Here is a 25008-nt window from a genome sequence, read left to right as displayed (position 1 = left end):
AGCCGCCCTCTTTTCACTACTGCTGCCCACCATCATGTCTCTGTTCTCCGCCGTCGAACTTGCTCCCCGCGACCCGATTCTGGGCCTGAACGAAGCCTTCAACGCCGATGCGCGCGCCACCAAGGTCAACCTTGGCGTTGGTGTGTACTTCAATGAAGAAGGCAAGATTCCGCTGCTGCGCGCCGTGCGCGAAGCGGAAAAGGCACGCGTCGAAGCCGCGCTGCCGCGCGGCTATCTGCCTATCGAAGGTATCGCTGCCTACGACGCTGCAGTGCAAAAGCTGCTGCTCGGCAACGACTCGCCGCTGATCGCCGCAGGTCGCGTCGTGACGGCGCAAGCACTGGGCGGCACGGGCGCGCTGAAAATCGGCGCCGATTTCCTGAAGCGCCTGAACCCGAACGCCAAGGTCGCGATCAGCGATCCGAGCTGGGAAAACCATCGTGCGCTGTTCGAAAGCGCCGGCTTCGAAGTCGTGTCCTATCCGTACTATGACGCGCACACGCATGGCGTGAACTTCGAAGGCATGCTGAACGCGCTGAATAGCTATGCCGCAGGCACGGTTGTCGTGCTGCACGCGTGCTGCCACAACCCGACCGGCGTCGATCTGACTGTCGACCAATGGAAGCAGATCGTCGAAGTCGTCAAGGCGCGCAATCTGGTGCCGTTCCTCGACATCGCTTACCAGGGTTTCGGCGACAACATCGAATCCGACGCTGCTGCGGTGCGTCTGTTCGCGGCATCGGAACTGAACGTGTTCGTGTCGTCGTCGTTCTCGAAGTCGTTCTCGCTGTACGGCGAGCGCGTCGGCGCATTGTCGATCATCACGGCAAGCAAGGAAGAATCGGCTCGCGTGTTGTCGCAGCTGAAGCGTGTGATCCGCACGAACTACTCGAACCCGCCCACGCACGGCGGCTCGGTGGTTGCGGCGGTGCTCGCATCGGCTGAACTGCGCGCCACGTGGGAAACGGAACTCGCCGAAATGCGCGACCGTATCCGTGCAATGCGCAACGGCCTGGTCGAACGTCTGAAGGCAAACGGCGTGGGTCGCGATTTCAGCTTCGTGAACGCACAACGTGGCATGTTCTCGTACTCGGGTCTGACAGCGCCGCAAGTGGACCGTCTGCGTGAAGAGTTCGGCATCTATGCAGTCGGTACGGGCCGCATCTGCGTGGCTGCGCTGAATACGCGCAACCTCGACGTGGTGGCTAGCGCGATCGCTCACGTGCTGAAGTAAGGCATGTCGGAGCGCGGGCGTTCATCGCGCGCGCTTTGCCTGGCTGTTGCGGCTTGAACTGCTTGTAGAAACGGCGCCCTTTCGGGCGCCGTTTTTTATTGGCCGGCTGTTGCTGGACGTGTGATTGTCACCGGCCGACACGCCCCGCCGCCGTCAACTGCTGACGTGACCTACTTCTGTCACCCACGACCGTTTCCGCGCGCATCCCGATGGATATCGTGCGTGACAAAACCTGCGTCGTTATCCGGCATGTCGAGCCAATCGGGTTGAGCAAGCGATTGGCGGATATCTTCCAGGCCGCTTTTCCAATGTTCACGCATTGTAGAAAGGCCGAACTGGAAGTCTTTGAAGTGCCCTTCGTATTCCTTCTGCCGATAGATAAGGTGGATCACGTTATAGCGCTTCGAACACGACAGTTCATCCGCCAGCTTGCACCACGGGTCGTCGCGCTGGTCAGACGGCACGCGATCGAGCACCTCGCGCAGCACATGCCGGAAACGCTGCGAACGTTGCAGCATATCGGTCACGAGACGTGTGCGGCTCGAATACTGGATGTCTTTCACGCGCCCTTGAACATCGGTGATGTTGTCCGGCACCGGCCCGATCGCGCTCCATAGATCGACCTGGAACGCGAGCGTATCGCGACGAGGCGTGGTCTGAATCACCTCATAGAGCGGTGTGTTCGACATCAAACCGCCGTCCCAGTAATACTGGCCGTCGATTTCGACCGCCGCGAAACCCGGCGGCAACGCCCCTGAGGCCATGAAATGCTCAGGCCTCAGTTTCGTATGCGTGTTATCGAAGTAGGCGAAATTGCCTGTACCGCAATTGACCGCACCCACCGACACACGCATATCGCCGGAATTGATGCGGTCGAAATCGCAAAGCGCCTCCAGCGTAGCCTTGAGCGGCGTGGTGTCGTAGTAGCTCGCCAGTTGCGGCGGCCCGGAGACGGCGGGCAGCGGCGGCGGGAAACGCGGCACGAAAAAGCCCTTTTGCCCTTCCACGATCGCGCCCATCGCCTGGGTCGCCGTGAAGGCCTTGCGAACGGCCTCACTGGAATTGAACAGCGCGTGCTCGACAAAGGCCGGCAACGGTGGCCCGAACGCCGGCTGACAGATCGTCTCCCAGAATTGCAGCAGCCGCTCGACGCGTTTTTCCGGTGGATTGCCGGCGATGATGGCCGTATTCAGCGCGCCGATCGAAATGCCAGCGAGCCAGTTCGGCTCGATGCCGGCTTCGTACAGCCCCTGAAAGACGCCGGCCTGATAGGCGCCCAGCGCGCCGCCGCCTTGCAGCATCAGCGCAACGGTTTCGTAGTTCGGCAACTGGAGCTGCTGGCCGGGATACGCGGCGGGCGCCGGACCAGCGCCCTCGCCTTCCCCGCCGCCGGGCGCGCCAACGCGCGCCCGCTTGAGATTGCGTTGCGCCATGGGCGCCTCCTTATTGCATGTACCAGCCGTGGCTCACAATAAAGGACTGGCCGGTCAGCGCCGCAGTCGGGAAAGTTGACAGGAACAGCACCGTCTGCGCGACGTCTTCCACCGTGGTGAAGATGCCGTCGACCGTGCCGCCCAGCATCACGTGCTTGACCACGTCTTCTTCACTGATGCCGAGCTCCTTGGCCTGCTCGGGAATCTGCTTGTCGACCAGCGGCGTACGCACGAAACCCGGACACACCACATGCGAGCGCACATTGTGTTTCGCGCCTTCCTTGGCCAGGACGCGCGCGAGCCCCAGCAGCGCATGCTTGGCCGTCACATAGGCGGACTTCAGCGGCGACGCTTCGTGCGAATGGACCGAGCCCATGTAGATCACGATGCCGCCGCGATCGTCTTTGTACATGTGCTTGAGCGCGGCCTTGGTGGTGAGGAAGGCGCCGTCCACGTGGATGGCCTGCATCTTCTTCCAGTCGGAAAACGAGTAGTTTTCGATCGGATTGACGATCTGGATGCCGGCGTTGGAAATCAGAATGTCGATCGAGCCGAACTCGGCCGCGACTTTGTCGATGCCCTGGTTGACGGCGTCTTCATTCGTGACGTCCATCGCCACGCCGATTGCCTTTCCGCCACCCTTTTTGATTTCTTCAGCGACAGCGTTTGCGCCGTCCTGATTCAGGTCGGCGATCGCGACCGCCGCGCCCGCCGCAGAAAGCGTGAGCGCAATCTGCTTGCCGATACCGCTCGCGGCACCGGTAACCACCGCGACCTTGCCATTCAGATTCGTGTTCAGTGACGACATCCAGAACCTCCATGCAGTTGATGAGCAATGACACCACGGGCCGCAGGCGGCGTGAAGTCAGCCAAACGGCATAGGCCGTTTGGCTGAATGCTGCACTGCGCCCGACGCTGCTATTGTGCATGAACCGTGTGGACTACATCCGTAAAACGCACATCGAGCCTTATCTCTTTAAACTAGACGTTTCAGTGGAATTCCGGCGGCATCACTACCAAGGAGGAATGCATGAATTATCGACGTCTGGGCCGCTCCGGCCTGCAAGTCAGCGAACTGTCCATCGGCTCATGGGTCACTTACGGCAATCAGGTGGATCGTGGCGCAGCGCGCGAGTCGCTTGCAGCCGCACGCGATGCGGGGGTCAACTTCTTCGACAACGCGGAGGTGTATGCCGGCGGCCAATCCGAAGAGATCATGGGCCAGGCACTCAAGGAACTGGCGTGGCCGCGCGTGAGCTATGTGGTATCGACGAAATTCTTTTGGGGGCTCAACGAAGCGCCAAACCAGTACTACACGCTGAACCGCAAATATTTGCTGAACGCGATCGATTCATCGCTTAAACGCCTGCAGCTCGATTATGTCGATCTGGTGTTCTGTCATCGTCCTGACCCGAACACGCCGGTCGAAGAAACCGTGTGGGCCATGAGCGACATGATCACGCGCGGTAAGGCACTGTACTGGGGCACGTCTGAATGGAGCGCCGACGAAATCCGCGCGGCTTACGAGATCGCTGAGCGGCATCATCTGCACAAACCGGTCATGGAGCAGCCGCAGTACAACCTGTTCCACCGCAAACGTGTCGAGCAGGAATACAAGCGGCTTTACGAGGATATCGGCCTTGGGCTCACCACATGGAGTCCGCTCGCGTCCGGCCTGCTCACCGGCAAGTACCGCGACGGCGTACCTGCCGATAGCCGCGCACAGTTGCAAGGCTACGACTGGCTGCGCAAGCAGCTCACCGATGCCGGCAAGAACAACGTGGTCGGCAAGCTGGGCGACGTGGCCGACGAGCTGGGCTGCACGGTCGGCCAGTTGGCGATTGGGTGGATTCTGAAGAATCCCCATGTAAGCACGGTCATCACCGGCGCGTCGCGCGTCGAACAGATCGGTGAGAACATGAAATCCGCCGATGTAGCCGAGCGGATCACGCTGGAGCTCAAGCAGCGGATCGAGGAGATCATTGGCGACGCCTACGACTGACCGGCCGCGCGCCAGAACCGGGGACTGCGGGACATGGCTCGCGTACCATCGGGGCTGTGTCGCGCGCAATGCCGCGCAATGCAATACGGCGCGCAACGCGGCGTCGCGTACAATACGCGACCGCGCCGCACTTCAGTTGTGCTGCCGCATTGCACTCGCATCGCCGAATCCGCCCTGGACCGGCCGCCCTCTTTCAGCGTCTCCTCATCATGCTCAGCTACCGCCACGCCTTTCATGCAGGCAATCACGCCGACGTTCTGAAACACGCCGTCGTGTTGCAGCTACTGCGCTACCTCGGCCAGAAGGACAAAGCCTACTGGTATATCGACACGCACGCAGGCGCCGGCGTCTATTCGCTGAAGGAAGGCTACGCGACCAAAACCGGCGAGTTCCAGACCGGCATCGCCAAACTATGGGAGCGTAACGACCTGCCGTCGATCTTCGCGGATTACGTCGACGAAGTGAGCGCGCTGAATCCGGATGGCCAGTTGCGCTTCTACCCGGGCTCGCCGTATATCGCGTGGCGGCAGATGCGCGAGCAGGATCGCATGCGCCTGTTCGAACTGCACACCACTGAAATCGACGTGCTGCGCCATAACTTCCGCGACGCAGGCCGCCGCGCAATGCTTTATGCGGGCGACGGCTTCGACGGCATCCTCGCGTTGCTGCCGCCCGCGCCGCGCCGCGCGCTGGTGCTCCTCGATCCGTCGTACGAAGACAAGCGCGATTACACGCGTACGCTGCGCTGCGTCGAAGAAAGCCTGAAGCGCTTTCCGACCGGCACCTACGCGGTCTGGTATCCGCAGGTAAGACGCCTGGAATCGCAGCGCTTCCCCGATCAGTTGAAGAAGCTGCAGGAGCGCAACTGGCTGCATGTGAGCCTGACCGTCAGCAATCCGCCGACCGACGGCTTCGGCTTGTTCGGCAGCGGCATGTTCATCCTGAATCCGCCGTACACGCTGGCAAAAACACTGAAAGACCAGATGCCCTGGCTGGTTCAGGCGCTCGGCGAGGACAAGGCCGCGCAGTTCAAGGTCGAATATCGCGGCGATTGAGCCGCGTTGCAGGCTCCGCGCAAACTTGTATCTTGGCGATCGAGCAGCGCCCCCGGTCGCATACGCGCGCGACCGGGTAAATCATCCGCCACCAGAGCGCCTACTTGAGTTGCGCCGCTGCCTTGCGGGCGAAGTCGTTGGTATAGGTCGCGTTCAGATCGATCTTTTTCGGATCGAGGCGATTATCGAACGACGACAAGGCGCGTAATGAGGTCGCCGGACCATCCGCAGGCATCAAACCATCCGGCGAATAGGCGTCACGCACGTTGTGGAAGGCCTCCACATAGAGTGCCGAGTCGTTGAGCAAATAGGCCGGCGGCACCATCTTCAGCAAGTCGGCATCGCTCGCGGTCTGCAGCCAGTGGTCCGCGCGCACGATCGCATTGGCGAGCGCCTGCGTCGTCTTCGGATACTTCTGGATGAAAGTCTCCGATGCATAGAGCGTCGCCGCCGGCATCGTCCCGCCGAATACCTCCTGCGTGCCCTTCACGGTCCGCGTGTCGACCAGCACTTTGATCGCGCCGCTACGCGTCAGCTTGGTCATCATCGGATCGACATTGGACAACGCGTCGATCTGACCGCCGCTCACCGCGGCCAGTACCGTGGCGCCGCTGCCCACGCCGATCGCCGAAATCTCGTTGCGCTGTACGCCCGCCTTGCGCAGAGCCACGGTAAGCACCAGATCCGTCGACGAACCCGGCGCGCTCACGCCAACTTTGGCCCCCTTGAAGTCCGCCAATGTCTTGATCTGGTCCGCCTTCGATTTCAGCACCGCGACGACGATCTGCGGCGCGCGGCCCATCAGCACGAACGCGCGGTAGTGTTGCCCCTTTGCCTGCATGAACAACGTGTGCTCGAATGCGCCGGCGCCCACGTCGGCGCTGCCGCCCACGACCGCTTCCAACGCCTTCGACCCGCCCGCGAAATCTTCGAGCGTGACGTCGAGCCCTTCGTCCTTGAAGTATCCCAACTGCTGTGCGGCGAGTACCGGCAAATAGTAAAGGCCTGGCAAACCGCCGACGGCCATCGTCAACGTGGGCTTTTCCGGTGTGTCTTTGGCGAGCGCGACACCGGGCAGCGCCGCGGGTACGATCAGCGCGATCAACGTGGCGCAGGTGCCGGCGATACGCCGCATCCAGTGAGTAGGCATTTGATGTCTCCTTGTTCTGTTTTCATTCGATGCAATGGCGCTGCGCACTGCGCATGGCCCGCATCGCTGGCGAGAAAGCGCGCAACGATTGTCGTCGGACCGTTTCGCACACGCCATGCGCCGAAACCCGAATGGCGTATGCAGTGCCTCGCGCGTTAGCCGAAGGTGCGCGTGCACATGCGGCCGCACGACAGAGGCACCGCCGCTCGAAGCATCAGCGGATGGAAAAAAGGAAAAGAAACGACTGGAAGATATCGCGCCGGAGACGCTTATTGCGCACGCGGCACGGGACGAGGTTGTGGCTGCGGTTGTGGAGACGGCGTGCCGCCGCCGACAGGCAACGGGATGTAGGGCGCGACCACGATCGGCATCGACGAATTCGGCGCCAACTCCGTGGGCGTTGCGATGGGCTGCGCCCCGACGATCGGCTGCCGCGAGAGCGGCGCGGTCTGCAACACGGTGCCGCTTTGGCCGTCGCTAATGCCGCTTTGCGAGTCGAGTATCACGGGTTGGCGGGCGTTGTCGCTCGACGCAGCGAAAGCCGCCGGTACTGCAACCACTGTTGCCAGCGAGGCTGCGACGGCCATGGCCAGGGCGGATTTGAGCAAGCGGACAGGAAGCATGGGCGGACCGGTTGAGTTTGAGAATGCCGGATAACGCAGAAAACGCTTCACCTTACCGCGGCGGCAACCGTCAGGCTAGTCGTTATTCGCCGTGAGTCGCTTTGAAGCGCCACTTGCCATGAAATTTTCGCGGTCCAGATGTGACAAAGCCCCGTCTATACGGGGCTCAACACTTTACTGCGATGGCTGCGCATGAGCGCTGCCGGGTCAAACGTGATGCAGTTGAAACTTACAGCGAGTAGCCGTTGGTTTCGAGCGAGCGGATGCGCTGTTCGAGCTGAACGATATCCGACGACGATGCCAGGTAGGCTTCACGACGGCTGCGTTCTGCGGTTTCAAACCAGGTGCTCAACTTTTCAAGTACGTATGCAAACATGATGTTCTCCAAGGATCAGATTGAATCCCCGGTGAGTTTTGCATCAGGGATTTCCCGTAAAAGGGTTAACCCGCATTATAGCCTTATGGTGCAACCTTGCTAGTGAAATGCCCGCATGATGTGCATTCCGTTTTGGAATGGCGCACGCCCGTGGTGCATCTAAGTTATTGATTTATATAAATTCAAACTGACTTCCATGAGTCAATCGATATTCCCCCCAATTATTTGGCACCATTACGGTGCGTTTTGGCGTTCGGCTAAGACAAATCCTGCGTCAGGTTGCACCCAGCGCTTTCAAATCGGATAGCAACCCTTCCCCGACACCAGATCGGTGTCGGCTAGCCGCTCGATAATCGGGCAATCCGGGCGCTCGTCGCCGTGGCAATGGTCCGCCAGATGCGCCAATGTGTCGCGCATGTCGGTCAGCTCGGCAATGCGGCGATCGAGTTCCGCGACGTGCTCCAGCGCAATCGCCTTCACTTCGGCGCTGGCGCGCGACCGGTCGTGCCACAGCGCCAGCAACCGGCGGATATCTTCGACCAGAAAACCAAGACGGCGCGCCTGCCGGATGAAACGCAGCGAATGAACCTCTTGCGGCCCGTATACGCGGTAGCCGGCGCTCGTGCGCGACTTTGCCGCCAGCAAGCCCACGCTTTCGTAATAGCGAATCATCTTCGCCGTGACGCCCGACGCGCGGGCCGCTTCACCGATATTCATGACTGTTTCCCCAGTGTATGCGCCGATCGTACACCTTCCCATAGTGGGAAGGTCAGCCACTCAACTACGCGTCGGCAGGCATAATTCAATCATCGCAACATTCATTTTTTCGAGGCAATCCCAATGACGATCGAATTCCAGGTAGAAGGCATGAGCTGCCAGCATTGCGTGGCGGCGGTCACGAATGCGATCCGTGAACACGATGAAGCCGCCCAGGTCCAGGTCGATCTGGCATCGGGCCGCGTGGCGGTCGAATCGGCGCAGCCGGCTGACACGCTAAAGGCCGCAATCGACGAGGCCGGTTACACGGTTATCAGCGTGACCAGCGGCCCGGCCCGCTGAGCGAGCGAGCGACCGTTATGTTCAAGGTTGCCGTCATTGGTGCTTCCGGGCTGCTTGGCCGGGCCCTCGTCGACGAACTGGCACAGCAGGCCGGTTGGCGAGTTGTCGCCACGGCGTTCAGCCGGCCGGGGCCGAACACTGTTGCGCTGGATATTCGCGATGCGCGGGCGGTCGAGCAATTTGTCGAGCGCGAAGTGCCGGACGCGCTCGTGATTGCCGCTGCGGAACGCCGGCCGGATGTGTGCGAGCACAATCCGGCGCTCGCCCGGGCCTTGAACGTCGATGCGGTGCGCACCCTGGCCGCGGCGGCAAAGCGGCGCGGCGCATGGACGCTCTCGATCTCAACCGACTACGTGTTCGACGGCGCCCACCCACCCTATCGGCACGATTCCGCGCCCGCACCGCTCAATGCCTATGGGCACAGCAAACTCGAAGGCGAGCGCGCACTGGCGGAATCCACCGATCTCGGCTGCGTGCTGCGTTTGCCGCTGCTATATGGGCCGATCGTCGCTTGGGCAGAATCGGCGGTGACGAGTCTCGTGCCGGCGATTGCCGCGTCGGCTTCACGCGAGGGCAACGCCGCCGCCATGGATGCATGGGCGATTCGCTACCCGACCTTTACGCCGGACGTTGCGTTCGCGATCCGGCAGATGCTCGAACGGCATGCGCGTGGCGATGCGATCCGCGGCATCGTGCAATGGTCGGGCGACGAGCCGATGAACAAGTATGAAATCGCCGTGCGGCTGGCAGAAGCGCTGCAACTTGATGCGCAACTGACGCCACAACATACACCCACCGACGCGACGCCGCGTCCGCATAACTGCCACCTGGCGTCGGACCGGCTCGCGGCGCTCGGCATTGGCCGCCGCACGCCATTCGACGTTGCGATCCGGCAAGTGCTGGCCGCATTTCCATGGCGGGGCGAGGCAGCGGCGTAGCGCCCGGCCGCGCGCTTAACCACGGCAGGTACTATCCGCGTTTCCACGGCCCGGCGGCACGCCAGCCTGGCGTTGGACCTGCAAGCTAAACCACGGCAGGTCGGCATCAATGAAAATCGCGGCTCGCCGTGGCCAGTTCGCCGAGCCACTCGCTGTGATCCTCGAGTCGATGCGCGACGAGATGGATCACCTCGCCCTTCTGTTTCCGTTTCGCCTTGCCCGCTTCATTTGCGTTCACCACGTTGCCAGCGCTGTCACCGCCGGCAGAAACGCCGTCATCGCGCTGCAAGACGCCATACACCGCCAGCAACGATGAACCCAGCAGCACCTTGCGCTGCTTTTCCACCAGCGATGGCCAGACGATCACGTTGATCGAACCGGTTTCGTCTTCGATGGAAACGAACACGGTGCCGTTTGCCGTGCCCGGCCGCTGCCGCACGGTGACGATGCCGCAGGCGCGCGCCAGCGTGCCGTGCTGACACGCGGCAAGTTCTGCCGCCGTGCGAAAACGCTGCCTGGCAAGACGTTCGCGCAATAGCGCGAGCGGATGACGATTGAGCGTGAGGCCGATGCTCGCGTAATCGTCGACGATCTCGCGACTTTCGGCGGCCTGCGGCAATACCAACGGCGCTTCGGCGATCGGCGCATCGCGCAGCAGTTTGGGCACCGCCTGCTGCGCGGTTACCGCCCACCACGCTTCGCGCCGATGGCCCGCGATGCTGACCAGCGCGTTCGCCGCGGCGAGCGCTTCGAGATCGCGCCGCGTCAATGCCGCGCGGCGCGTCAGATCGTCGACGTCGGCAAACTGCGCGTCGCTACGAGCCGCCATGATGCGTTCGGCAGCCACCTGCGAAAGGCCTTTGATCAGATGCATGCCAATGCGTACTGCCGGACCGCGCACACCATAGGTTTTCGACGATTGGAATACGCGTGCGGTCAGCTGTTTTGCCGCGCGCCGGATCGTCCGGGCCACCGTGAAGCGCCGTAACGACAGATCGCGTAATTGCTGCGCGGATAGTACGCCCTGCTGACGATGCAAACAGGTCTCGCTCGATGAAATCCGCTGCCCTTCGTGACCGCGTCTTTCGAAGGTCGATTCCCAATCGCTCAAGGTCACGTCGGGCGGCAATACCTGGACGCCGTGCCGCCTGGCATCCTGCACGAGTTGCGACGGCGAATAAAAACCCAATGGTTGACTGTTCAGCAATCCCGCCAGAAAAGCGGCCGGCTCATAACGTTTCAGCCACGCGCTGAGATAGACGAGCAATGCGAAGCTTGCCGCATGGCTTTCAGGAAAGCCATATTCGCCGAAGCCTTCGATCTGTTTGCAGATGCGCGCGATAAACTCGGGTTCATAGCCTCGCTTGAGCATGCGTTCGGTTAGATCTTTCTGATACTTCGCCAGATTGCCGGTGCGCCGCCATGCGGCCATCGCTCGTCGCAATTGATCCGCTTGCTCGCCAGTGTAGTGCGCCGCAACCATCGCGAGGTGCATCACCTGCTCCTGGAAAATCGGCACGCCAAGCGTGCGCTCCAGCACGGGCCGCAACTCATCCTTCGCGTAGTCCACCGCCTCCAGACCTTGCTTGCGACGCAGATACGGATGCACCATGCCGCCCTGAATCGGCCCGGGCCGCACGATCGCGACTTCGATCACGAGATCGTAGTATTTGTTCGGCTTCAGCCGCGGCAACATGCTTTGCTGCGCACGCGATTCAATCTGGAATACGCCGATCGTATCGGCATGGCCGCACATTTCGTAGACGGCTCGATCCTCGCGCGGAATATCCTGCACCCTGAATTTCGGAAAGCCGCGCCGCAATGCAACGAACTCCAGCGCACGCCTGATAGCCGACAACATGCCGAGCGCCAGCACGTCGACTTTCAATAGCTTGAGCGCATCGATATCGTCCTTGTCCCATTCGATCACGCTACGGTCTTGCATCGTCGCATTCTCGATCGGCACGAGCCGTGACAGCTTGTCTTTCGCGATCACAAAGCCACCGACGTGCTGCGACAGATGACGCGGAAAGTTGCGCAACTCTTTGGTGAGGCGAATCAGATTCTGCGTGATGTGCGATGTGGCATCGAAGCCCGCTTCGGCCAGATATTTGGCGACCGCATCCGTGCCGTCCCACCACTGCTGCGATTTACTGATCCGCTCAATCAATGATGCTTCGAGTCCCAACGCCTTGCCGACGTCCTTCAGCGCACTGCGTGCGTGATAGGTGATCAGCGATGCAGTGAGCGCAGCGCGATGACGGCCGTACTTCCCATAGATATATTGAATCACCTCTTCCCGACGCTGATGCTCGAAATCGACATCAATATCAGGCGGTTCGTTACGCGCGCGCGAGATGAACCGTTCGATCAGCATGTTCATGTGTACCGGATCGATCTCCGTCACATGCAGGCAGTAGCACACGATCGAGTTCGCCGCCGAGCCGCGGCCTTGGCACAGGATGTTTCTGGAACGCGCGAAGCTCACGATATCGTGCACCGTCAAGAAGTACTTTTCGTATTTCAGCTCGGCGATCAGCAGCAGCTCTTTCTCGATCTGACCGATTCGCTTCAGATCCATGCCATTCGGCCAGCGTTCGACTGCGCCGGCCATGACCAGCTTGCGCAGATAGCTCGACGGCGATTCGCCGGCGGGCACCAGTTCTTCCGGATACTCGTACTTCAGTTCGTCGAGCGAGAAGCGGCATAGGGCGGCGATGCGCAGCGTTTCTTCAAGCGTGTCGCGCGGATATAGTTTGCCGAGCCGCACACGCGTGCGCATATGCCGCTCGGCATTCGCCTCCAGCGCGTGGCCGCATGCCGATAGCGGGGTGACGAGACCGATCGCGGTCAGGGTGTCCTGCAATGGCTTGCGCGATCGCGCATGCATCAGGACGCCCCCTGCCGCCACCAGAGGCAAACCGCTCGCTTTTGAAATCATCCGCAACGCGTCAATCTGAAGATCGTCGCTGCCGGTTTGCCAGAGTTCGAGTGCGATCCATGAGCGTTGCGGAGCGACCGATGCCAGCCAATGTGCACAACGCAATGTATGTGAGAGCGTCGCCGTGCGTTGCGGCACGAGGATCAGGACGCAATCGGGCAAGGTCTTGAGATGTTCGAGATGCGGCAATGCATCGGTGAAATCGGACGGACTGAGGCGATAGCTGCCCTTGTCGGCACGCGAGCGGGCGAGCGTGATCAGTTCGGAAAGATTGCCGTAGCCATTGCGGTTGGTTGCGAGCGCAACCAGTGTGCAGAACGGTTCGCCTGCATCGTCCGTCAGATTCAGTTCGCTGCCGATGATGAGGTGAGGGATGGGTTTTAGCGGCTCTTGCTCAGTGGGTCCGTGTTGTGGGGCTTCGTGTTGTGGGGCTTCCTGTTGCGAGCCCCCTGGATTTGTGGGCGTCGGCTTTGCTGCTTCTTCCAGAAAGGTTCCTACTTGCGCGGCTTTCGCTTTGTCTTCGCGCTCCTTCTGTTGCCGGTCCCGCTCCTGCTTGATTTCTCTTACCGCCGTGTGTGCGCGCACGACGCCTGCCAGCGAGCATTCATCGGTGATCGCGAGCGCGCTATAGCCGCGCGACATCGCCTGCTCGACCAGTTCATGCGGATGCGACGCGCCACGCAGAAACGAGAAATTAGTCAGGCAATGCAGTTCTGCATACGGCGGCAGTTGCGCCACAAGCGCCTGCTCGAACAAGAATGAGGACCGGGGATTTGCCATGATGCTCAGCCGAACAAACCCTGCAAATACCACTCGCCGCCAAGACGCTCTCGATACACCCAGAACATATGGCCACGATCGTCTGCCGCAACGTAGTAATCCCGCTCGACGCAATTACCGTCCCACCACCCTGCTTCAATCCGTTCGGTACGCGTGAGCATTTTCAGCGGCCGACGATAGATCGGCCGCTGGTCGCGCACCATCAGGCGCAGCGGCTTGTCGAGCATCCAGACGGGGCGAGGCTGCGATGGCAATGCACTGTCGGGCAAATCGAGCGAGGCTTGGGCATTGACCGGTTGTGTGACGAATAGGCGCCGGCTTGTAGAGCCAGACTGTCGGGATAGGTGCACTGGGGGTGCGGTGCGTTCTGCCTGTTCTGCCTGTTCTGCCTGTTCTGCCTGTGTCGCCTGTGTCGCTGCATCTCCGTCTGCGCGCGCAATCTCCAATGCAGCGTGCTGCAACTCATCGGTCAGCCAGGTTTTATCCGCTTTGATTTTTGTCGTGGCTTTCGCAGACGAACGCTTCTTGCGCGAAAACGCTTGCGCCTGGTAGGCCTCGACGCGCATTGCCCGCTCAGGCCGATGATCGTTCTGCACCGACATCTTCAGCACGTTCTCCGGCCCCAATCGCGCGCTCAGGCGTTCGAGCAGACGTGCAATCGAATCGCCGTCTGATTCGGGCATTGGAAACAAGGTGTCCGACCGCCCTGCATACTCGCCGATCTGATCCGCGACCAGTTTCAACTCGATCACGGGCGCCACTAGAACCGTCTGATTCAGCTTCTCACGCAACAGCCAGATCAGATGCTCAGCATCGCGCGACGGTATCGCCCACGCGACCTTCAGACTCGACGTCTTCGGCGCATGACGGGATGCCAATTCATGTTCGAGCAACAACGTATAACCACTGAGCGCTGCATGATGCGCGCTCAACCATCCGGCCAGTTGCACAATCAGCCGGCGCGCGGCGAACAGTAGTGCATCTGCGCTATCGACCCGCGACGGCAACTCCAACTGCGCATGAAACGATGCCGGCGCACGAAACGATTCCCGCGGATCCGGGCGCGTGCCATATGCTTGTGCCAGCAGATCCAGAATGCCACTGCCGAAACGCCGCACGACACCCGACCTTGGCAACTGACGCAAATCGGCCAGCGTCGTGCAACCGAGATGCGTAAGCGCATCGCGATGCACCTGCGCAACCGGCAACAACGATACAGATACGCGATCGAGGACCCGCGCAAGCGACGTTTCCTTCATCACATGCCAACGATGCCCCTGACGATCGGCGCGTGCCCGCGCCAACAGCCACGCGCCCCATGCTGTCGGTGCGCACGCGATGCGCGCCGTATAGCCGAATTCGGCCACAGTCGCGGATACCCGTGATAACAACGCGCGCAAGCCGCCAAACAACCGCAAACCGGAGCCGACTTCCAGCAACAAGGTATACGCGTGCGCGAGCGACACCTTCGGTGTGTACGTCAGCAAAGCAAGCGCCATCGCTTCGAAAGCCTGGGTTTCTCGAGCTGTGTCTGCAGCAAGCATCTTTAGACCAGGAGCCAAAGCCAATGCGTACGAGCGCGAATGACCCGCATGCACCCCAGCACGCAATGCGTCGAAATCCGGCATCAGGATGTGCGCGTGATCAGCCAGCGCATAGCAACGCACCTCGCCGACATCTTCGGTGCCTGAAGGTTGACTTGCCTCGTCGCCGGGCTCACACCGATTCGGCTTCGCGAGCGAACCATCCAGGAGCGGCTCGAGAGGCTTCACCGCTTCCAGCGACAAGAGTGGCAATGTGACTGCGATCCACAACATGTTTGATCTCTCGTCCTTGATTGCTGCCGACTCCGCTTTCCGGCAACACGACGCTTTGTAACGGCAAAATGAGACGTAGAGGCTCCGCTAGTGGCGGACCGCGGCGCTTGAAGATGTCGATCGAGATACCAATCTCCTGTAACCATTGACGACGGTTGATCGTCTGCGCATTAGCCGGCAAGAGCGGCTCGCAGATCATTCGCAACGGTGCCGGCGAAGATTGCGTGGCTGCCTCGACAGGCCGGATCAAAAATGCCAGCGAGGCCGACTCCTGAGCCGCCACCTGCAGACGCCGAACCTTATCGGCGCGCGCATTCGGCAGCCATACCAGTACGGCACCCATACCATTCTGCTTCAATGCCTGAGCAGCGGCCCATAGGGCCTGGTCTTCACTCGAACGCACCCATAAGACGCGCTCGACATCGATACCCCAAGCCCTCAGTGCCGAAGCACAGGGCTGGTAAGGAGGCGCCACGAGCATGACGTGCCGTTCGGCTTGTGCCGTAAGCTGCCGAAGCGCGCGGGCCAGCAGACGCAGTTCGCCGACTCCTCCGTGTTCAATCAATAACTCCGTCAGGCTGCCGGCCGACCAGCCCTGTCCGGGCAGCAGTTGATCCAGCGCGGCATAGCCGCTGGAAATCACCCGCGAGTCCGCCTCGGCAAGCTCATTGCCTTGCCACACTTGACGCCGCAATCGCGACGACAGCGCTGTCGTCGTCAGATGAATCGCTGCTGCCATAGACACGCTCGTTTAATAGGGAATGCTCCGCCCTGCCCGGCATCGAGCAAGCATGGGGCGACGAGTTTTCACTGTATATTTATACAGTATTCCGCGACGGATGTTAAGACAAGGCGGAGCGACGTAAGCGCGCGCAGGAAGGAAATGAAGAGGAGTTGTGAAGCTGTTCGGCTGCAGTTCTTTCCGCCGTAAGCATTCGACCTGCACCGTCGCGGATTTTGTTGACGCGCGAGAGGATCTGCTGCTATCGAACGGGATCGATGTGTGAGGCGGCGGGCAGCAAAGGAGCGACGTTCCAGGGTAACAGTTCGTCGATGCGGTTCGCTGGGTGATCGGCGATGCGCTCGATGACGTAATGCAGGTAGGCTTCGGGATCAACGCCGTTCATGCGGGCAGATCCGATCAGGCTGTACATCGCGGCTGCACGTTCTCCGCCTGAGTCCGCACCGGCAAATAAAAAATTCCGTCTTCCGATAGCCACCCCGCGCAATGCGCGCTCGGCAATCAGATTGTCAATCTCGGCCTGACCATCACTGCAGTAATAGACCAGCGCAGGCCAGCGATTCAACGAATACTGGATCGCTTTGGTGGTGTCCGATTTCGCGGAGAGTGTGAGAAGCGTCGTCTCGAACCACCGCTTCATGTCTTCAAGCAGCGGCACAGCCTTCTCCTGGCGAACGCGCCGTCGTTCTTCAGGCGGCTTGCCACGAATGTGCTCTTCGATGCGATAGAGGGCGCCGATGCGCTCGAGTGCCTCGCTGGTGATCGGCGATGCCCGAAGAGCGTGCAGATCGTGTAGCTTTCGACGCGCATGCGCCATGCACGCGGCTTCGTGAATCTGACCGCCCAGATACAGATCCGCATAACCGGCGAACGCGTCTGCCTGCAGTACGCCCGTGAAGTTGGCAAGGTGACGCTGTGGGTGTTCGCCGCGACGATCCGGTGTATAGGCAAACCAGACCGCCGGCGCTTCGTCCGAACCGCTGGGCCGGTCATCGCGCACATACACCCAGAGCCGGCCAGTCTTCGTCCTGCCATTACCCGGCGCAAGCACCGGCAGCGGTGTGTCGTCGGCGTGAACCTTGCTGCCGCCAAGCGCGTGGCAGCGCACCGCGTCGACCAGCGGGTTGAGTAGCCAGGTCAGACTGCCCAGCCAGTGGCCCATGGTACCCGGTTCGATCTCGACGCCGTCGCGCGCGTACATGACGGACTGGCGATAGAACGGGATGTGGTACGCGAACTTCGATGTCGTGATGTGGGCGAGCAAAGCCGGACCCGGCAGGCCACGGTCGATCGGCCGGCTGGGCGCTGCGGCCTGCACGATACAGTCGCAGCACGAACAGGCGAATTTGGGACGGCGGTGACGGATGACGCGGAAGTGCGCGCGCACGTATTCAAGCTGTTCGGAAACGTCTTCGCCCAACGGTTTGAGCGCGCCACCGCATCCCGGGCAGTGTTCCTCGAGGGGCCGATGCACACGCTCTTCGCGTTCGAGATGATCGGGCAGTGGTTTGCGACAAGCACTCTCGCGGCGTTGCTGCGCCTTCTTTGAGTCAGCCTGGACGGCCGCACCTTCGTCGGCCTGCAGGTCCTCAAGCCGCAGTTCAAGCTGCTCTATCTGACGCTCCACCTTCTCAGACTTGCGACCGAACTGCATGCGGCGCAGCTTCGCAATCGTCAGCTTCAGATGTTCGATCTCGATTACGCGGGAACTGAGCTGGTCCTGCAATTCGACGACCCGCTGCGCGTTTGCGTGAGCCGACGCCGCATGCGCGCGAACCAGCGCCTTCAGCGCATCAATGTCGTCGGGCAGGTCGGTATCGGTCAGATCCATTGCGACAGTTTACGACCATCTGCCGCACACGGATCATCGGGTAACAGACGTTTACAAAGCACTGCGCGGGCGTGCCGCTTCGACTGGTTGTCGCCAGTCAAACCCTTCGAGCAGGAGTGAGAGTTGAGCGGTGGTCAACGCCACGACGCCGGCGTCGGCGCGGAGCCATGCAAAACGCCCTTTCTCAAGACGCTTCGCAAATAAACATAGGCCACCATCGCTCCAGTACAACGCCTTTAGAAGATCACCGCGCCAACCCCTGAAGATAAAAACATGGCCGCCATAAGGATCCTTCTCAAGCACCGTCTGTACCTTCGCCGCAAGCGAATTGAAGCCGGAGCGCATGTCAGTGACGCCTGCAGCGATCCAGATCCGTGTGTTTGCAGGCGGCCCGATCATCGGAGAATCCGCTCGAGGACCAGGCGCAATATCGTCGCATCGGGCACGCCTTCTATCCGGACCGAAGTATTGCCATGCTGAAGCTGAATGCTGCCGTTTGTAGCCACCGGAGGTGCCGGCGCGTCCGTCGCCTCCGGCGCATGGGCCGCGGGTCGATCGGACTGTACATCGACAACGACAGGCAACATGGTCTGCGTCTGCGCATCTTCGACCAACAGACCCTGAGCGTACAGTTTGCGCCAGGCCCACACCTGATTGGCGTTGATGCTGTTGTCGCGGGCGACCCGGGCGACCGAGGCGCCGGGTTCAAATGTTTGCTCGACGACCGATCGTTTCCATTCCAATGGATGCCGTCGGTTCTGGCGCTTCGCGGGTAACTCGACTGTCTGAGTCACTGTGTCCATTCTCGCTTGTTTGTGGACAGAGTCGGTCACTCCAGTCCGTCGCAGCCGATGATTGCATCTTCTACGCGAAGCGGGGAACGGTACAACTTAGACGCTTACCCAGAGTTAGCGTGCCCTGAGAGAGATGAGAACGGAGAGCCCACGCATGCATGCTGCGAATGGGGGCAAGAACTGACGGGTTACGCGAACGCGATCCGGATCGGGAAGGAGTAACGTACCCGCTTTTTTGCTCGAATCGGGGTAAGCGCACGGCGAACCCATCTTGAACGAAGCGGTATAGCACGTGAGGATAGTGTCCACCAGGATAGCCAGGTGGACACTATGGAAGTAAAGAGAATTCGTCGTACACATGGGGCAGAACTGAAGGCGGCGGTAGTCGACGCCTGCCGCCAACCCGGTGCATCAATCGCGGCCGTGGCATTGGAACACGGCATCAACGCAAACCTCGTTCACCGCTGGCTGCGCCAGGCCGAGTGCGCTGCGAACGAGGCAGAGGTCGTTCCCGCACGTATAGAACTTGCCGGCGGCTTCATGCCGCTGTCGTTGCCCCAGTCGACGCCGGGCGATATCCGCGTTGAAGTACGGCGTGGCGGCAGTGTCATCACGGTGAGCTGGCCGGTGCAGGCGGCCAGCGAGTGCGCGACGTGGTTGCGCACCTGGCTCAAGTGATCCGTATCGATGCGGTGTGGCTGGCGATCGATCCGCTAGACATGCGTGCAGGCACCGACACTGCACTCGCCCGGGTCGTGCAGGTGTTTGGTGCCGCGCGCCCTCATCACGCCTACCTGTTCGCCAATCGCCGCGCCACCCGCATGAAGGTGCTGGTCCATGACGGCGTCGGTATCTGGCTCGCGGCGAGGCGCCTGAACAGGGGCCGCTTCGTGTGGCCGCAGCCCGGACTGGGCACCCAACAGTCAATGACGCAGGAACAACTCGCCGCCCTCGTGCTGGGGTTGCCCTGGCAACGTATCGGCGAGGACGGCGTGATCCGTGTGATCTAGCGACGGACAATCGGTGCTCGTGCCAATTCAGGCGCTGGCGGCCCGCTGGCACAATAACGGACATGATCGATACGACCCAACTCCAGGACATGGACGCCGCGCAACTGCGGGCCCTGGCTATGGAGTTGATGTCGGAAGTGCGTGCCCGGGACAGCGAACTGCGCTTCAAGGATGCCCGCATCGCTCAACTCACCCATGAGATGGCGGTGCTCAAGCGGTGGAAATTCGCCGCACGCAGCGAGAAGCTTGGCGCAGAGCAGCAGAGCCTGCTGGACGAAGCCATCGATGCCGATCTGGTCGCCATTGAGCAAGAGATCGAACAACTGGCCGCCCAGTCGAAGGCCGACGCGATCCCGAACAAACCCCGCCGTATGCCGCTGCCGGCAAACCTGCCGCGTATCGAAGTTCGTCACGAACCGGAGTCGACAACCTGCGGTTGCGGCTGCCAGCTCAGGCGCATCGGCGAGGACGTCAGCGAGAAACTGGACTACACACCGGGCGTGTTTACCGTCGAGCGTCATGTGCGCGGCAAGTGGGTGTGCGCCAGGTGCGAGACCCTGATTCAGGCACCGGTTCCGGCTCAGGTGATCGACAAGGGCATCCCCACTGCCGGGTTGCTGGCACAGGTGCTGGTCGCCAAATACGGCGACCATCTGCCGTTGTATCGGCAGGAAGGGATCTTCGGGCGCGCCGGTCTCGCCATCCCGCGCTCGACACTGGCGCAGTGGGTCGGCATGTGCGGAGTGCAATTGCAGCCGCTGGTCGACGCACTCAAGGAACAGATGCTGCGGCATCGGGTGATGCACGCCGATGAGACGCCTGTCGCGATGCTCAGTCCCGGTAAGGGCAAGACACAAAGAGCTTATCTATGGACCTATTGCCCCGGGGCCTTCGAGGATCTGAAGGCGGTCGTCTACGACTTCGCTGACAGTCGGGCGGGTGAACACGCGAGGGACTTCCTGGGAGACTGGCGAGGGCAACTCGTCTGCGATGACTTCACCGGCTATAAAGCACTGTTTGCACAGGGCGTGACCGAGCTCGGTTGCATGGCGCACGCGCGGCGCAAGTTCTACGATCTGCATACGGCCAGCAAGAGCGAGATTGCACGGGATGCGCTTCAGTACATCGGTCAGCTCTACGAGATCGAACGGGAGGTACAGCAGCTCGCTCCGAACGAACGCCTGGATATCCGGCAACAGCGAGCGCGTCCCATTGCTGAGGCACTCCATGCGTGGATGACACAGCAACGCGTGCGGGTGAGTGAAGGCTCAGCCATCGCCAAAGCTCTGGACTACAGTTTGCGCCGATGGGTGGCGTTGACGCGTTACCTCGACGATCCGCAGGTGCCGATTGACAACAACTGGTGTCATGCCGCTAGCGGCATGACACCAGTTATGCCGATTCCCGGATTATGCCGCGTCAAGGTCCCAAAGAGCATCGAACACGCCCCTGTGTGATTGTCGAGCCGGCATAATCCGTATGATTTCTCAGGCTGGCTGTTACGCTGGCCAGGAGAAATCAAATGAAGGCGATACACACAGTCAGCGCATCGGGCGGGCTGCCCGCCCGTCACATTGATACATTCCTTGATCGTCTACGGACGGCACGTTATTCCGAAGTAACGCTTCTCAAGAAACGAAGGGTTTTGTCTGCCTTCTCTCGGTGGATGAAGAGCACGAACGTCGGACTGGTTGACCTTGATGAGTCCGCTACGGCTTGTTTCACGGAGCGCCTGACCGACGCTCCTGAAGCGCGTGTTCAGTTCGAGCTTGCCGTGTTACGGTCGTTTCTTGCCTATCTGCGTGACGAAGCCATCGTGCTCTCGTCGACATTGGGCGACCAATCTGCGATCACCCATATCTACGAGCGGTACCTGGACTACCTGCGGCAGGATCGTGGACTTGCGAAGAACTCGGTGCTCGTCTACGGGCCCTTCATTCGCGACTTCCTCAACAGCCAGGATGTCGGCGACGGCGACATATTGCCCGATGCATTCGACGCCATGACGATCCGGAATCACATCCTTACCCGCAGCAAAGGCCGGTCGGCGGAGTACACGCGGCTGATGACGGTGGCCCTTCGCTCGTTTTGCCATTTCCTCTTTCTGCATGGCGAGACGGCACGAGACCTGTATGAGTCGGTGCCTTCGGTTCGCAAGTGGCGGCAGTCAACTGTGCCAACGTTCCTCACGCCTGAGCAGGAAGAGGTCCTGATTGCAACTGCTGATCGGTCGACTCCACGCGGGAGCCGTGATTATGCCGTCCTGCTGTTGCTGGCGCGGCTCAGTTTGCGTGCCGGAGAGATCGTCGCGCTTGAACTAGGCGACATCCACTGGCGTTCCGGAGAACTCGTCGTTCATGGTAAGGGGCAAATGGTCGAGCATCTCCCGCTGCCATCCGAGGTTGGAGAGGCGATTGCCATGTACCTTCGCGACGATCGAGGTGCGAGCGCATCGCGACGGGTCTTCCTTCGCATGTGGGCACCGCGCGTCGGTCTGGCGGGACCGGCGGCGATTGGCCACATTGTTCGTCTGGCTTTCGCTCGTGCCGGATTCCGTCCCGCGTGCCGTGGCGCCGCGCATCTATTCCGCCACGGTCTGGCGACGACGATGATTCGCCATGGTGCGTCGATCGCGGAAATCGCTGAGGTCTTACGGCACCGCTCACAGGACAGTACCGCGATCTATGCAAAGGTTGCGTTTGAGGATCTGCGCAGGGTAGCACGCCCGTGGCCCACGACGGGAGGTGCAATATGACTGCGATCCGTGACTCCCTCGCTCGGTACGTCGCAGTGCGCCGGGCGCTCGGGGCGAAATTCTATGAACCTGCATTGGCACTCGGTCATTTCGTTGATCTTCTGGAACACGAAGGTGCCGAGTTCATCACCACCGATCTGGCTCTTCGCTGGGCGACGACGCCCGTACGCGTCGAACGCGCTACCTGGGGGCGGCGTCTCTCCCAGGTGAGAGGATTCGCCAAGTGGATGAACGCCATCGACAGTCGGAATGAGATTCCTCCAGCAGGACTCCTGAGTGCCCGCCGACGGCGCAATCCTCCGCATATTTACACGGAACAGGAAATTACCCTGCTCATGACTCATGCTGCGCGGCTACGCTCGCGCACAGGCTTGCGAGCACTGGCCTATACGACGCTCATCGGGCTTCTCGCAGCGACCGGCCTCAGACCAGGCGAAGCCCTTTCGCTCGACCGGTGCGACGTTGATCTCGTGAACGGAATACTCTCCGTTCGGGAATCGAAGTTCGGCAAATCGCGCTTTGTTCCTGTCGAAGAGTCGACCCGCGAGGCACTCGAACGCTACGCGCAGAGTCGCGACCAACTCTGCCCTCTACGGGTGAGTGAAGCGTTCCTGGTGGGTGAGCGTGGTATTAGACTGAACGCCAGCGCTGTGCGCAACATGTTCGTCAGAATGTCGCGTGCGGTCGGTCTACGGCCAGCGACAAAGGATGGCCGGGCAGGTTACGGCCCACGGCTCCAGGACTTTCGACACAGTTTCGCGACTGGAAGGCTGGTTGCATGGTATCGCGCCGGACTGGACGTGAGCCGGGAATTGCCGAAACTTGCCGCCTACCTTGGACATGTCAACGTTGGTCTTACGTACTGGTACATCGAAGCGGTTCCGGAGTTGCTTGAACTTGCGGCAGGCTATCTCAGCAGGAACTGTCCGGGAGAGTGGCCATGAACGCCGCCGGCCTTCCATCCCTCGTCCAGCGTTTCTTTACCCAGCGCTTGCTCGAGCAGCAAGGTCTGAGTTCGCACACGGTGGCGAGTTACCGCGACACGTTCCGGTTGCTGCTGGCGTTCGCCATGAAGCATATCGGGCGCGTGCCGTCAAAACTGCGGATCGAAGACTTCGACGCGTCGTTGATCGAGAAATTCCTTCAGCACCTTGAACAGGACAGGGGAAATTCAGTGCGGACACGTAATACGCGCCTCGCCGCTGTGCATGCCTTCTTCCGGTTCGTCGCGGTCAGCGAGCCCGCGCTGTTCCTGCAATGTCAGCGCATCCTTGCGATTCCATCCAAACGCTGTGAACACGGCCCCGTCGAGTTTCTCACCGAGAGCGAGGCCGCATCCCTGGTAGCTGCACCCGATGTACGAACATGGATCGGCAACCGCGACCGAACGCTGCTTCTTGTAGCGGTTCAAACGGGTCTGCGCAACAGCGAACTGACCTCTCTCAGGCGTCAGGATGTGGTGCTCGGCACAGGCGCCCACGTCCGTTGCCTCGGCAAAGGCAGAAAGATGCGATGCACTCCGCTGCGACCGGATGTCGTTGCCGTCCTGAAAGAATGGCTACGGTATCAACCAGGCGAACCAGATGATCCTGTCTTCCCCAGTTCGCGCGGCGGTCATCTCAGTGCCGATGCTCTTCAGCGACTCGTGTCACGCAACGTCGAAATCGCGCGTCTCTCGTGCCCCTCGCTGAAGAAAAAATCAGTAACGCCCCACACGCTTCGGCACGCGGCCGCGATGAGCCTGTTGCATCACGGCGTAGACCTGACCGTGATCGCGCTCTGGCTCGGACATGAATCATCTGAGACGACCCAGATCTACCTGCACGCCGACATGCGGCTCAAGGAACGCGCGCTTGCGCACGCCAATGCGAGCGGCATTGCGCCGACGCGTTACAAACCTCCCGACCCCTTGCTTGCCTTCCTGGAGGGCCTTTGATAATGCCGACAATCCGAGCGACCCGGAACAGGGATCCGCCCAACTGATGCGCCCGTGGCTTCGGGACGCGGCATAATCCGGGAATCGGCATAACTGGTGTGAGAATCAGATACGTCCAATCGCCATCGGTCGCAACAACTGGTTGTTCGCGGGTTCTCTGCGTGCTGGCCGACGCGCAGCTGCGGCCATGAGTTTGATCCAGTCGGCGAAACTCAACGGCCATGATCCGTACGCGTATCTCAAGGACGTGCTTACGCGACTGCCGACGCAGCCCGCAAGCCGCCTCGAAGAACTCCTGCCACATCGCTGGCAGCCGTCTCTGCAGGCCTGAACCGAACGCTGCCGTCAAGATGGGATGACCGGCCGCTTACGAATCGGGGAGCCCACTACGGCCATGGCGATTTGCACCCTTTTTTACGCCCGTTATTTACCGCCGCTTTTACGGCCGTAAACGCAAAAACCCCACCTTTGTGGGGTGGGGTTTCTGGACATGCTGGGGAGCCTGACGATTACCTACTTTCACACGGGAATC

Annotated in this window: 22 protein-coding genes and 2 pseudogenes; 12 read left to right on the top strand and 12 right to left on the bottom strand. The window is 60.9% G+C overall.

All coding sequences use genetic code 11. The features are described 5' to 3' along the window. The first annotated feature begins 34 nt into the window (after nt 1-34). Nucleotides 35-1234, top strand: coding sequence for an amino acid aminotransferase (locus P3T22_RS29980; protein ID WP_063497852.1), 1200 nt, complete (start codon nt 35-37; stop codon nt 1232-1234). A gap of 179 nt (nt 1235-1413) precedes the next feature. Here P3T22_RS29980 and P3T22_RS29975 read toward each other — a convergent pair whose 3' ends face one another. Further along, entirely contained in the window at nt 1414-2667 is a 1254-nt protein-coding gene (locus P3T22_RS29975) for a DUF3734 domain-containing protein (protein WP_063495334.1), read from the bottom strand. 10 nt (nt 2668-2677) lie between these two features. Beyond that, nucleotides 2678-3475, bottom strand: a complete 798-nt coding sequence (locus P3T22_RS29970) for a 3-hydroxybutyrate dehydrogenase (protein ID WP_063495333.1) — start codon at nt 3473-3475, stop codon at nt 2678-2680. A 222-nt stretch (nt 3476-3697) separates the two neighbouring features. On the opposite strand from P3T22_RS29970, the gene P3T22_RS29965 reads away from it, so the two are divergent. Together P3T22_RS29965 and P3T22_RS29960 are read left to right on the top strand one after the other, a co-directional pair. Then, a complete protein-coding gene (locus tag P3T22_RS29965) occupies nt 3698-4669 on the top strand; it encodes a potassium channel beta subunit family protein (RefSeq protein WP_063495332.1) in 972 nt (323 codons plus the stop codon). A gap of 209 nt (nt 4670-4878) precedes the next feature. After that, nucleotides 4879-5724, top strand: coding sequence for a 23S rRNA (adenine(2030)-N(6))-methyltransferase RlmJ (locus P3T22_RS29960; protein ID WP_063495331.1), 846 nt, complete (start codon nt 4879-4881; stop codon nt 5722-5724). A gap of 100 nt (nt 5725-5824) precedes the next feature. On the opposite strand, the gene P3T22_RS29955 is transcribed toward P3T22_RS29960, so the two are convergent. The 4 genes from P3T22_RS29955 to cueR form a co-directional block, all read right to left on the bottom strand. Next, nucleotides 5825-6874, bottom strand: a complete 1050-nt coding sequence (locus P3T22_RS29955) for an ABC transporter substrate-binding protein (protein WP_063495330.1) — start codon at nt 6872-6874, stop codon at nt 5825-5827. 269 nt (nt 6875-7143) lie between these two features. Next, entirely contained in the window at nt 7144-7497 is a 354-nt protein-coding gene (locus P3T22_RS29950) for a hypothetical protein (protein WP_063495329.1), read from the bottom strand. Nucleotides 7498-7726: 229 nt separating this feature from the next. After that, nucleotides 7727-7873: a DUF3563 family protein gene (locus tag P3T22_RS29945; protein WP_074284875.1), complete on the bottom strand. Its 147-nt coding sequence runs from the start codon at nt 7871-7873 to the stop codon at nt 7727-7729. Nucleotides 7874-8167: 294 nt separating this feature from the next. Beyond that, a complete protein-coding gene (gene cueR, locus P3T22_RS29940) occupies nt 8168-8590 on the bottom strand; it encodes a Cu(I)-responsive transcriptional regulator (RefSeq protein WP_063497851.1) in 423 nt (140 codons plus the stop codon). A 123-nt stretch (nt 8591-8713) separates the two neighbouring features. Here cueR and P3T22_RS29935 point away from each other — a divergent pair, with 123 nt between their 5' ends. Together P3T22_RS29935 and P3T22_RS29930 are read left to right on the top strand one after the other, a co-directional pair. Further along, nucleotides 8714-8932: a heavy-metal-associated domain-containing protein gene (locus P3T22_RS29935; RefSeq protein ID WP_063495328.1), complete on the top strand. Its 219-nt coding sequence runs from the start codon at nt 8714-8716 to the stop codon at nt 8930-8932. Nucleotides 8933-8949: 17 nt separating this feature from the next. Further along, nucleotides 8950-9870 carry a dTDP-4-dehydrorhamnose reductase family protein gene (locus P3T22_RS29930; protein WP_429326930.1) on the top strand — a complete coding sequence of 307 codons (921 nt, stop codon included), beginning with the start codon at nt 8950-8952 and terminating at the stop codon, nt 9868-9870. Between the two features lie 106 nt (nt 9871-9976). Here P3T22_RS29930 and P3T22_RS29925 read toward each other — a convergent pair whose 3' ends face one another. The 6 genes from P3T22_RS29925 to tnpA all read right to left on the bottom strand — a co-directional run bounded on the left by P3T22_RS29925 (nt 9977) and on the right by tnpA (nt 18784). Further along, nucleotides 9977-13591: an error-prone DNA polymerase gene (locus P3T22_RS29925; protein WP_429326929.1), complete on the bottom strand. Its 3615-nt coding sequence runs from the start codon at nt 13589-13591 to the stop codon at nt 9977-9979. Between the two features lie 5 nt (nt 13592-13596). After that, nucleotides 13597-15408 (bottom strand): Y-family DNA polymerase, encoded by a 1812-nt coding sequence (locus tag P3T22_RS29920; RefSeq protein ID WP_429326928.1) that lies wholly within the window; start codon nt 15406-15408, stop codon nt 13597-13599. Continuing rightward, on the bottom strand, nt 15308-16147 hold the full coding sequence (gene imuA / locus P3T22_RS29915) for a translesion DNA synthesis-associated protein ImuA (protein WP_063497850.1): 840 nt from the start codon (nt 16145-16147) through the stop codon (nt 15308-15310). The genes P3T22_RS29920 and imuA overlap by 101 nt, the downstream gene beginning before the upstream one ends. Nucleotides 16148-16391: 244 nt before the next feature. Next, nucleotides 16392-17981 carry an IS66 family transposase gene (gene tnpC / locus P3T22_RS29910; RefSeq protein ID WP_429326927.1) on the bottom strand — a complete coding sequence of 530 codons (1590 nt, stop codon included), beginning with the start codon at nt 17979-17981 and terminating at the stop codon, nt 16392-16394. A 51-nt stretch (nt 17982-18032) separates the two neighbouring features. After that, the gene (gene tnpB, locus P3T22_RS29905) at nt 18033-18380 is read right to left on the bottom strand and encodes an IS66 family insertion sequence element accessory protein TnpB (RefSeq protein ID WP_429326926.1); all 348 of its coding nucleotides are present in this window, start codon (nt 18378-18380) and stop codon (nt 18033-18035) included. Beyond that, nucleotides 18377-18784, bottom strand: a complete 408-nt coding sequence (gene tnpA / locus P3T22_RS29900) for an IS66-like element accessory protein TnpA (protein ID WP_429326925.1) — start codon at nt 18782-18784, stop codon at nt 18377-18379. Before tnpA ends, tnpB (P3T22_RS29905) begins: the two co-directional genes overlap by 4 nt. 321 nt (nt 18785-19105) lie before the next feature. Between tnpA and P3T22_RS29895 the strand changes: the two genes are divergently transcribed. The 7 genes and pseudogenes from P3T22_RS29895 to P3T22_RS29865 form a co-directional block, all read left to right on the top strand. Continuing rightward, the gene (locus P3T22_RS29895) at nt 19106-19453 is read left to right on the top strand and encodes a transposase (protein ID WP_148662105.1); all 348 of its coding nucleotides are present in this window, start codon (nt 19106-19108) and stop codon (nt 19451-19453) included. Next, nucleotides 19429-19785 (top strand): IS66 family insertion sequence element accessory protein TnpB, encoded by a 357-nt coding sequence (gene tnpB / locus P3T22_RS29890; RefSeq protein ID WP_148662106.1) that lies wholly within the window; start codon nt 19429-19431, stop codon nt 19783-19785. The genes P3T22_RS29895 and tnpB (P3T22_RS29890) overlap by 25 nt, the downstream gene beginning before the upstream one ends. A gap of 62 nt (nt 19786-19847) precedes the next feature. Next, a pseudogene (tnpC, locus tag P3T22_RS29885) lies at nt 19848-21146 on the top strand (IS66 family transposase); the annotation flags it as partial. A 161-nt stretch (nt 21147-21307) separates the two neighbouring features. Further along, entirely contained in the window at nt 21308-22540 is a 1233-nt protein-coding gene (locus P3T22_RS29880) for a site-specific integrase (RefSeq protein WP_429326924.1), read from the top strand. Beyond that, nucleotides 22537-23484: a tyrosine-type recombinase/integrase gene (locus P3T22_RS29875; protein WP_429326923.1), complete on the top strand. Its 948-nt coding sequence runs from the start codon at nt 22537-22539 to the stop codon at nt 23482-23484. The genes P3T22_RS29880 and P3T22_RS29875 overlap by 4 nt, the downstream gene beginning before the upstream one ends. Continuing rightward, on the top strand, nt 23481-24476 hold the full coding sequence (locus P3T22_RS29870) for a tyrosine-type recombinase/integrase (protein ID WP_063495242.1): 996 nt from the start codon (nt 23481-23483) through the stop codon (nt 24474-24476). The genes P3T22_RS29875 and P3T22_RS29870 overlap by 4 nt, the downstream gene beginning before the upstream one ends. A gap of 88 nt (nt 24477-24564) precedes the next feature. After that, nucleotides 24565-24807, top strand: a pseudogene (locus tag P3T22_RS29865) (transposase domain-containing protein); the annotation flags it as partial. Between the last annotated feature and the right edge of the window lie 201 nt (nt 24808-25008).

The sequence above is a fragment of the Paraburkholderia sp. GAS348 genome, assembly GCF_050434205.1.
Taxonomy (GTDB): Bacteria; Pseudomonadota; Gammaproteobacteria; order Burkholderiales; family Burkholderiaceae; genus Paraburkholderia.
Note: the sequence above shows the minus strand (reverse complement) of the source record. Positions and strands in the feature narration are given on the sequence as shown.

Bases quoted from the DNA above. Each gene is read 5' to 3' on its own strand.
- P3T22_RS29980 (WP_063497852.1), top strand. From the start codon at position 35: ATGTCTCTGTTCTCCGCCGTCGAACTTGCTCCCCGCGACCCGATTCTG.
- P3T22_RS29975 (WP_063495334.1), bottom strand. From the start codon at position 2,667: ATGGCGCAACGCAATCTCAAGCGGGCGCGCGTTGGCGCGCCCGGCGGC.
- P3T22_RS29970 (WP_063495333.1), bottom strand. From the start codon at position 3,475: ATGTCGTCACTGAACACGAATCTGAATGGCAAGGTCGCGGTGGTTACC.
- P3T22_RS29965 (WP_063495332.1), top strand. From the start codon at position 3,698: ATGAATTATCGACGTCTGGGCCGCTCCGGCCTGCAAGTCAGCGAACTG.
- P3T22_RS29960 (WP_063495331.1), top strand. From the start codon at position 4,879: ATGCTCAGCTACCGCCACGCCTTTCATGCAGGCAATCACGCCGACGTT.
- P3T22_RS29955 (WP_063495330.1), bottom strand. From the start codon at position 6,874: ATGCCTACTCACTGGATGCGGCGTATCGCCGGCACCTGCGCCACGTTG.
- P3T22_RS29950 (WP_063495329.1), bottom strand. From the start codon at position 7,497: ATGCTTCCTGTCCGCTTGCTCAAATCCGCCCTGGCCATGGCCGTCGCA.
- P3T22_RS29945 (WP_074284875.1), bottom strand. From the start codon at position 7,873: ATGTTTGCATACGTACTTGAAAAGTTGAGCACCTGGTTTGAAACCGCA.
- cueR (WP_063497851.1), bottom strand. From the start codon at position 8,590: ATGAATATCGGTGAAGCGGCCCGCGCGTCGGGCGTCACGGCGAAGATG.
- P3T22_RS29935 (WP_063495328.1), top strand. From the start codon at position 8,714: ATGACGATCGAATTCCAGGTAGAAGGCATGAGCTGCCAGCATTGCGTG.
- P3T22_RS29930 (WP_429326930.1), top strand. From the start codon at position 8,950: ATGTTCAAGGTTGCCGTCATTGGTGCTTCCGGGCTGCTTGGCCGGGCC.
- P3T22_RS29925 (WP_429326929.1), bottom strand. From the start codon at position 13,591: ATGGCAAATCCCCGGTCCTCATTCTTGTTCGAGCAGGCGCTTGTGGCG.
- P3T22_RS29920 (WP_429326928.1), bottom strand. From the start codon at position 15,408: ATGTTGTGGATCGCAGTCACATTGCCACTCTTGTCGCTGGAAGCGGTG.
- imuA (WP_063497850.1), bottom strand. From the start codon at position 16,147: ATGGCAGCAGCGATTCATCTGACGACGACAGCGCTGTCGTCGCGATTG.
- tnpC (WP_429326927.1), bottom strand. From the start codon at position 17,981: ATGGATCTGACCGATACCGACCTGCCCGACGACATTGATGCGCTGAAG.
- tnpB (WP_429326926.1), bottom strand. From the start codon at position 18,380: ATGATCGGGCCGCCTGCAAACACACGGATCTGGATCGCTGCAGGCGTC.
- tnpA (WP_429326925.1), bottom strand. From the start codon at position 18,784: ATGGACACAGTGACTCAGACAGTCGAGTTACCCGCGAAGCGCCAGAAC.
- P3T22_RS29895 (WP_148662105.1), top strand. From the start codon at position 19,106: ATGGAAGTAAAGAGAATTCGTCGTACACATGGGGCAGAACTGAAGGCG.
- P3T22_RS29880 (WP_429326924.1), top strand. From the start codon at position 21,308: ATGAAGGCGATACACACAGTCAGCGCATCGGGCGGGCTGCCCGCCCGT.
- P3T22_RS29875 (WP_429326923.1), top strand. From the start codon at position 22,537: ATGACTGCGATCCGTGACTCCCTCGCTCGGTACGTCGCAGTGCGCCGG.
- P3T22_RS29870 (WP_063495242.1), top strand. From the start codon at position 23,481: ATGAACGCCGCCGGCCTTCCATCCCTCGTCCAGCGTTTCTTTACCCAG.